The 8,135-nt window shown below is 66.7% G+C and carries 7 protein-coding genes; 6 read left to right on the top strand and 1 reads right to left on the bottom strand.

The window, feature by feature from the left end; all coding sequences use genetic code 11:
• The first annotated feature begins 403 nt into the window (after positions 1-403).
• From ACIBEA_RS43670 to ACIBEA_RS43645, 6 genes are all read left to right on the top strand, one after another.
• Positions 404-1,579, top strand: coding sequence for an epoxide hydrolase family protein (locus ACIBEA_RS43670; protein WP_399269996.1), 1,176 nt, complete (start codon positions 404-406; stop codon positions 1,577-1,579).
• Between the two features lie 329 nt (positions 1,580-1,908).
• On the top strand, positions 1,909-2,133 hold the full coding sequence (locus tag ACIBEA_RS43665) for a hypothetical protein (RefSeq protein ID WP_399269994.1): 225 nt from the start codon (positions 1,909-1,911) through the stop codon (positions 2,131-2,133).
• A gap of 39 nt (positions 2,134-2,172) precedes the next feature.
• Positions 2,173-3,378, top strand: coding sequence for a zinc-dependent metalloprotease family protein (locus ACIBEA_RS43660; protein ID WP_399269992.1), 1,206 nt, complete (start codon positions 2,173-2,175; stop codon positions 3,376-3,378).
• Positions 3,379-3,942: 564 nt separating this feature from the next.
• The gene (locus ACIBEA_RS43655; RefSeq protein ID WP_399269990.1) at positions 3,943-4,434 is read left to right on the top strand and encodes a DDE-type integrase/transposase/recombinase; all 492 of its coding nucleotides are present in this window, start codon (positions 3,943-3,945) and stop codon (positions 4,432-4,434) included.
• Between the two features lie 195 nt (positions 4,435-4,629).
• Positions 4,630-4,773, top strand: coding sequence for a hypothetical protein (locus ACIBEA_RS43650; protein WP_399269988.1), 144 nt, complete (start codon positions 4,630-4,632; stop codon positions 4,771-4,773).
• Positions 4,774-5,069: 296 nt separating this feature from the next.
• Positions 5,070-5,900 (top strand): IS5 family transposase, encoded by an 831-nt coding sequence (locus ACIBEA_RS43645; RefSeq protein ID WP_399269986.1) that lies wholly within the window; start codon positions 5,070-5,072, stop codon positions 5,898-5,900.
• Between the two features lie 693 nt (positions 5,901-6,593).
• Here the strand turns inward: ACIBEA_RS43645 and ACIBEA_RS43640 are convergent.
• Positions 6,594-7,846 (bottom strand): IS3 family transposase gene (locus ACIBEA_RS43640; RefSeq protein ID WP_399269984.1). Its coding sequence is split into 2 segments (ribosomal slippage): positions 6,594-7,564 and positions 7,564-7,846, totalling 1,254 coding nucleotides; the frame shifts between segments, so codons are not numbered across the junction.
• Between the last annotated feature and the right edge of the window lie 289 nt (positions 7,847-8,135).

Below are 8,135 nucleotides of genomic sequence, written 5' to 3'. Positions count from 1 at the left end.
GCATTCGTCAGTTCATGCCGACGCACCATGACCGACTCCTGCCCGGAACGGCAGTAGATCCACCATCCGGGCGAGAGCCATCAGACACGGCCTAGGCGCCGGCATAGAAACCGAGCAGCAGCCACGTCCCATCCACGCACCCCGTTCGTGCATGGTCCCGGCCGGGTCCCCACTAGCTGAGCACGTTGCGGCCGATGGGGCGGAAGAGCGCGATGCCCAAGCTGCACAGGTCCCCCTCGCCAAGCTCTGCAGTGCGAGTTCGTTGGCCTGTGCGCAGTCAAAAGTAGAGAAGATGGCCGTCTCCCTCGCTTCGCGTCGCGGCATGGATCGGGACAGTGCGACTTGTAGCATCTGTGCCAAGTAGGGGGTGACGGGCGAGACTGATGAAGAAGGGGCCGAATCCATGACCGAGAACACCAGTATTCAGCCGTATCGAATCGACATCCCGCAGGCCGATCTGGATTTCTTGCAAGCACGTCTGGACACTACTCGCTGGCCGGACGAGGCGACCGGCGTCGGGTGGGACTACGGAATTCCCCTCGCATACATGCAGGACCTCGCCGCGTACTGGCGCGATGAATACGACTGGCGCGCTCAAGAAGCCTTCCTCAACACCTTTCCCCAGTTCACCACCGTCATCGACGGACAGAACGTGCACTTTCTGCACGTCCGGTCGCCCGAACCGACCGCCACCCCGATGATCATCACCCACGGCTTCCCCAGTTCCGTCGTCGAGTTCCTGGACGTGATCGGCCCGCTGACCGACCCCCAAGCACACGGGGGTGCCGCGGGTGATGCCTTCCATCTGGTGATCCCGGCGATGCCCGGCTTCGGGTTCTCCGGCCCCACCCCCGAGCCGTGGGAGCCGCGCCGCATCGCGCAGGCGTGGGCCGAGCTCATGCACAGGCTCGGCTACGACAAGTACCTCGCCCAGGGCGGGGACTGGGGCCACATGGTGTCCCTCGAACTCGGCCGGATCGACGCCGATCACGTGATCGGCGTGCACGTCAACAACGTAATGGCCGCGCCGACCGGCACACCCGGGGAGCTGGACGGCCTGAGCGCCGACGACCGCCGCCGCCTGGACAAGCAGGCCGGCTTCAGTAACCGGCCGATCGCCGCCGGTGGGACCGTCCAGGCTGCCCGGCCGCAGACGCTTGCCTACGGGCTCACGGACTCCCCCGTGGGACAGCTGGCCTGGATCCTCGATCCGATCAGGGAATGCGCAGACCTGACCGGCGTCCCGGAAGACGTATTCGACCGTAACCGCCTGCTGACCAACGTGATGATGTACTGGATCACCGGCACAGCCAGTTCGTCGGCTCGTCAATACAAGCTGGTCTCGGCCATGTTCGCGAGGCATTCCCCGACCACATTCCCGCTCGCTGTAGCCGTCTACCACAACGACATCGGCGAGGCGATCCGCCGCCTCGTGGACCGGGACCACAAAAACGTCGTCCGATGGATGGAATTCGACCACGGAGGCCACTACCCCGCGTGGGAACAGCCCGCAACATTCACGGCGGACCTCCGGGGATATCTTCGCGACCTCCGCGAAGCCGGCATCCTTGCTGATTGAACAAGACCCAACGGCAGAACACCGACAGCGACCTCGTAAATCCGAGACAAGGCAACCACCATCACCACAGGGCCGAGCGCCTCAGTGCCACCGGGCCTCGCCTGCACACGCGCGTACACCTTCCTGACCTGCAGTCATCCGCACGAGTGGGCAGCGCCGTTCGGGCACATCACAGCGGCGCCCAGGTGAAAGTTGCGAACTGAGCGTGATTCCTCAGGTGTGAAAGGTGATCTTGGGTGTGTTCGTGAGGCCGCGATCTGTGCCGTAGTCCCGCCCGAGCGGGACTGCCCGGTCGCTCCTCACCCCCACTCGCCTTCAGGGAGTCGTTCGTGCGTCATCTGTTCCGCCACGTCGCGATCGCCACGGTGCTCGCCGCGACCGCTCTGCCCACGGCCGCCGCCGCCGGCCCTTCGCAGCCCGCAGACTCCACCACGCCCGTCGTACTCGGGCAGGGGAGCCTGAACCTGAGCACGGCCGACTTCGCCTCCTTCTGCTCGCTGGCCACCCGTCAGACGCACGACCACCAGATGTCCCTGACCATGGACCTGAAGTAGGCGTCCGGCGCGACCCGCGCCTACAAGACCATGCTCAAGGTGTCCGGTCAGGTCACCCCGATCAGTGACGGCTCCGACAGGTCGCTGGCGTGGGCCGGCGAGGTCACCGGCATGTCCGGCTCGACCAGTTACCTCACCGTCAAGGGAGCCTGCGCCTCGCCGGCATCCGAAGGCGACATCCAGGGCTTCGTCCGGACGCCCGGCCACAAGTACCTCATCGGCACCGACCCGCAGGACCACACCAAGGTCAAGGTCACCGATGTCGACCCCGACGCCCTGCCCGCCCCCCAGCCCGACTCCCTCAACCTCCCCGACACCCTGCCCGCCGTCCCACAACGGTCCGCCCCGGCCACCCCTGCCCCCAGGGCCGCCACCAGGGCCGTCATCGACGTGGCCGTCGGATACACCCAGGCAGCCAAGAACGGCCTCCGGACCGGCGAGGGCTCCGGAATTGCCTCATGGGCATGGCGGCCACGGCAGATCGCGGACGAGATCCGCACCACCGTCGCACAGATGAACCGCGCCCTCACCACCAGCGGCGTCAACGCCGAGGTGCGCCTCGTGCGCACCTTCGAGGTCCCCGCCTTCTACGGCAGCGAGGACCCCGGCGAGGCTCTCCAGCAGATGGACACCGGTACCGGACCCATCGGCCGGCTCGCCCGCCAGGTACGCGACGAGTCCGGCGCGGACCTCGTCTCGGTGCTGACCAACGTCACCAAGAGCGGCACCACCTACACCGCGGGCCAGGGTGACCTCCCGCAGAACGAGGACGGCGTCTACCTCGCCCCCTCGCGGCAGACCAGCAACGCCGCGTTCAGCAGCATCGACGTGTTCGCCGCCATCGACGGTGAGCCCGGCTTCGCCCACGAACTCGGCCACAACCTCGGCCTCATGCACGACGAGCGCACCATGCGCAGCCAGCTCCAGTCGGTGGCGGACGCCAACGACGTGTCGGTCGACTACGTCAAGCGCTACCTCAACGTCCCGCCGGTCCCCGGAGGGCAGGGCTACATCACTCCCAACGCCAAGTGGTTCACCACCATGGCCTACAAGATCACCTGCCGGCCCTACGCCGAGCAGATCAACGCTCCCGCACCCAGCTGCCAGTACACCAACACCTACTCCACCCCCCGCCTCAGCGACGGCACGACCCCCATCGGCGAACGCAACACCGCCGACGCCGCCACCGCACTCAACCAGACCACCCCCACCATTGCCGCCTACCGCACGAGCAAGACCAACTAGCGTTCGACCTTGCCGTTGCTCTGGGGCCGCCAGGGCTTGGTCTAGCGTGGGCTGATGCCCAGATCACGGCAGGTCCGGCGCCAGATGTTCTTGCTGTAGGCCCAGGCGTTGCCGGTCAGGACACGGTCGACGGTGAGGCCTCGGGCGGCGAACCATGCGCTCGCTCAACGCAGGAAACCTCCCTCGTCCATGCTCTGCCGGGCCCCTGCTGGGGCCGGGGCCCCGGTGGAACGCCGACCGTCCTGTCTGGCTCTGACCGGGGCCTGCGCACCAGGACGGGGCCCCGGCCAGGATGTCGGCCGGGGCCCCGCCGGTAGGGGCTGGCCGCGCCGGGGTGTGGGGGCGGCGGTTCAGGGGGTCCGCTTGACTCTGTCGGTGATCTTGGTGTTCCCCGGTGCGGGAGCATGATCAACGGGCATGCTCGGGCTGTTCCAGTGACCGATGAAATCGTCGAGGTGCCCGTTGTCGCTCCGCCCCCCCCGTCCTGGTGAGCAAGTCCCTTCTCAGAGGGCTTTTGAAGTAGGCGTATTGCTGCTTATGCCCTAGTGGGTTCCAGAGGAAGTAGTGCCAGGTGGGAAGCAAGTACACGAAGCGGAGGGCTGGCTCTACCTCGCCTCATGGCTGGACCTGGCCACACGCGAGATCATCGGGTACTCGATGGCCGACCACCACCGCGCCGACCTCGTCGTCGACGCCCTGGACATGGCCGCCGCGCTGGGCCGCCTGGAGCCCGGCTGCGTGATCCACAGCGACTGCGAATCCGAATACATCTCCAGCCAACTCCGCACCAGACTCGCCGAGTTGGAATACCGGCAGAGCATGGGCCGGACCGGAAGCTGCTTCGATGATGCCGCCGCGGAAAGCTTCTGGGCCGTCCTGAAAGAGGAGATCGGCACCCGCTTCTGGCCCGACCGGGCCACCGCCCGCGCCGACATCTTCGACTTCATCGAAACCTTCTACAACAGACGACGCCTACGCAAGCACATCCACTGGGGCTACCTCACGCCCCACGAGACACGCCTGCGCTACCGGCAAGACCAAGCCCTCGCGGCATAACAACACTGTGTCCATGATCACGGGGGAACTTCATTCGGGAAGGTACGCCCTCTGCGTGCCCTCCCGGAACCCGATCCACAGGTCTTGAGCATTGCTCGGCCGGGTCGTGGGGGTGGCGGCGGACGAACTGGTCGGTGCGCTGGGCTTCGGAGCGGTAGACGTGGTTGAGCAAAGCTTCTGCGCGCCGCTCGCGAGGTGCTGCCCAACCCGCAGCACGGCATCGAGACCATCGCGGCTCTCCTCGGCGTCTTGGTCGGCACCCTCTACAACCACATCCCCGACCTGAGGGAACTGCGGATCTCCCGCGTCCTCACCCAGCGCGACGGGAGTACCCGGTGATCCCCGCCCCGCGAAAGGCCCTGAGTGCGTTGTGGCAAACCGGATTTCGTTCGAGGCGTGTGGGCGCGGGTGATCGTCTGGACGGAGGTACGGGTGCGGCCGCGGGCATGAAAGAACGGGCCCCTTGGTAGTGACGCGGTTACGACACCCAGCACGCCCAAGGAAGCCCGTTGCCCGATCAGTTGAGCAGTATCTCTGTGTCTTCGTCCACCGCGGTCACTCCTGGGTGTGACTGCTACGTGCACCGGTTCGGTTCGATCGTTCCGGGGCGGCGGGCGGCCTGCTATCCGAGTGACATGACGGATGCGGAGTGGGCCGAGGTCCGTTCCGCGATGCCGGTGCCGGCCTGGCTCCTCAAGCAGGGCGGGCGTCCCGAGGGGTATTGTCACCGCGAAATACTCGATGCGGTGCGCTACCTGGCCGACAATGGTGTGAAGTGGATGGCTCTGCCGGTCGATTTCCCGTACTGGCGGGCGGTTTACGACTTCTTCCGCCGCTGGCGGGCCTACGACTACGTGCGTGAACTGCATGAACGGCTGCGTCGCACGGCCAGGGAACACGAAGGGCGCAACGCCGAGCCATCCGCGGGGGTCATCGACAGTCAGTCGGTGGACGCCTCCGAGACCGTCGGTGCGGAAAGTCGCGGATACGACGGCGGGAAATCACGTGACGGGCGCAAGCGTCACATCCTGACCGACACCGAGGGCCTGCTCCTGGAGGTCACCGTGACCACAGCCGATGTGCACGACTCCAAGGCCGCTCCCGCACTGCTGGAGACGTTCTTGGACCAGCCGGGCCGGCTGCTGAAACTGGTGTGGGTCGACAGCGCCTACCAGGGCCCGGCCCTGGCCAAGGCGTTCGCCCGGCACGGAGTACGGATCGAGGTCGTGCGCCGATCCGACGGACACCGCGGATTTGTCGTGCTGGCCCGCAGGTGGGTGGTGGAGCGAACGCTGAGCTGGCTCTCCCGCTCACGCCGCCTCAACCGCGACCACGAACGCCGCCTCGACCACCACGCCCAGATGGTGTGGTGGGCCGCTGTGATCAGGCTGTCCCGGCGCCTGGCCGCGGACGCTCCGCGCTGGCCGGAGAAGCGTCCCGGCCGACTGCCCCGGGCGCGGGCATGAACCGTCCGTCCTTCGCCCGCACCAACCAGCCCCGCTTCTCCAGCACGTAGGCACGGTGCCGGATCTTCTCCACCTCGTTCTTGATCTCCGCTTCCCGGCCCCACCGCCCGCGTCAGCTCCACTCCATTCACCGGCCCCGAAGCAGCCGCCACCGCGGCGAACACCTCCCGATACAGGCCGCCGAGCACCTCCCCGCCCATGCCCGACCGCCGCACCGGCGGCCTCTCGCCATGCCCCGCGCCGGGGCCGCTCGATCCCACGGCGGCAGCCATCTCACCACCAGACGGCACGGAAACCGGCGGAATCACGGGGCTCTCCTCGGCCAGCACCGACACGAGCTCCTCACGCCCCACCCGGGCCCGCTCGACTCGCTCCCGCGCGGCATCCACCTCCGCCTGAGCCTGCTCCAGGACCTCCGTCCAGGACTCCAGATCCCGCCTCGCCCGCGCCTCACGCTGTTCCATCAACCCCAACACCGACGGCATCGCACCCTCCTCGATCCACAACAAGCCGTCCGCTGCCTGCCCCTACCCGGCCCCGGTCATGCCCCGCACACGAAGAAGTCCCTGCTCATCGAACAGGGACTCCCTTTGCCACAACGCACTGAGGCCGCACGGCAGGCGGCGAACGTGAACCGATCAGTGCACACCGTGGCACTGGGGATCGTGAACCGTTCCGGGTTCGATCGAGACTCTAGATCTTGACTGTGACCTGGGGTTTCGTGGTTCTGCGGTAGTAGTTGGTCTCGTATTCGGCGGGCGGGATGTGCCCTATTTCACCGTGCAGCCGTCGGTGGCAGTACCAGTCGACCCACTCGGCGGTGGCCAGCTCCACGTGGGACAGGGTCTTCCAGGGCCGCTGCGGCTTGATCAACTCGGTTTTGAACAGGCCGATCGTGCTCTCCATCAGTGCGTTGTCGTATGCATCGCCGACGGAGCCGATCGAGGCCGCGATACCGGCTGCGTCCAGGTGCTCGGCCAGCCGGAAACTGGTGTACTGGCTACCCGCATCGCTGTGATGTATCAACTCGCCCCGCTGGTAAGGGAATCCGTCACGGTCGCGCTGCCACAGGGCCATCTCCAGAGCGTCCATGACGAGCCTGGTCTCCTTCGAGGTGGCGGCGGACCAGCCGACGATCCGGCGGGAGAAGGTGTCCACGACGAACGCGACGTAGACGACCCCGGCCCATGTGGCGACGTGCGTAAAGTCGGCCACCCAGCAGCGGTTCGGCGCGCTCGCGACGAAGTTCCGGTCCACCAGGTCCGGGGCCCGCTCGACCGATCCGTCCGGAATCGTGGTGATCACCCTCTTGCCGCGGACGGCGCCGGCGATGCCGCTCTCGCGCATGAGGCGTTCGACGGTGCAACGGGCCACGATGTGGCCTTGCCGGTTCAGTTCCCGCCAGATCTTCCGGGCCCCGTAAACACGGTAGTTGTCCTTGAAAACCTGGTGGATCAGGGGCTTGAGATCCGCATCGCGCACGGTCCGCGCAGATGGTTTGGCGAGCCGTTTGTGGTGGGCGTAGTAGGTGGAGGGGGCGATCTTGCAATCGTGCTCGGTGAGCGTCCTGCAGATCGGCTCGACGCCGCCGAAGCGGTCCCGGTGCTCGTCGATGAACGCTACGAGCGAAGATGTGGCCGGTCGAGCTCGGCCGCGAAGAAACTCGCCGCCGCCTTCAGGATGTCGTTCGCCCGCTTCAGCTCGGCGATCTCCTTCTTCATCGCCTTGACCTGCGCGGACTCCTCGCTTGTCACGCCGGGGCGGGTACCGGAGTCGACCTGGTCCTGACGGACCCACTTGCGCAGCGTCTCGGTCGAGCCGATACCGAGCTTCTCGGCGACCGCCTTGATCGCAGCGGACTCGGTCGGGTAGTCACTGAGGACCTCGGCGACCATACGGACCGCTCGTTTACGCAGCTCAGCGGGATAGGAGGAGGGGCGTGCCATGACTCGATCCTTTCACGGAATCAAGTCTCTACTGAACCCGGAACGGTTCATCGTGCTGAGTGGCAGGACGTGGCGGGCCTGGAGCCCGATCGTGGGGCGCTTTTGATGGCCGGTTGCGTTGCACGGCCCTCGTCCGCACGTGAGTCGGGGCGGAAAGGGAGGTGATCACCCGGACGGACCGTCCCGCTTGGCAAGCCCTCGGCGTCAAGTGACGATCGGTGGACAGGGAGATGCGACTGTCGCTGACCCTTCGTCATCAGAGCTGGGAGAGACTGTGAACCCTCGTCAG

It is taken from the genome of Streptomyces sp. NPDC051555 (assembly GCF_044454405.1).
In the GTDB taxonomy this organism is placed as follows: Bacteria; Actinomycetota; Actinomycetes; order Streptomycetales; family Streptomycetaceae; genus Streptomyces.
The sequence above is the reverse complement of the archived record's forward strand: the minus strand, read 5'-3'. Positions and strand labels throughout refer to the sequence as shown.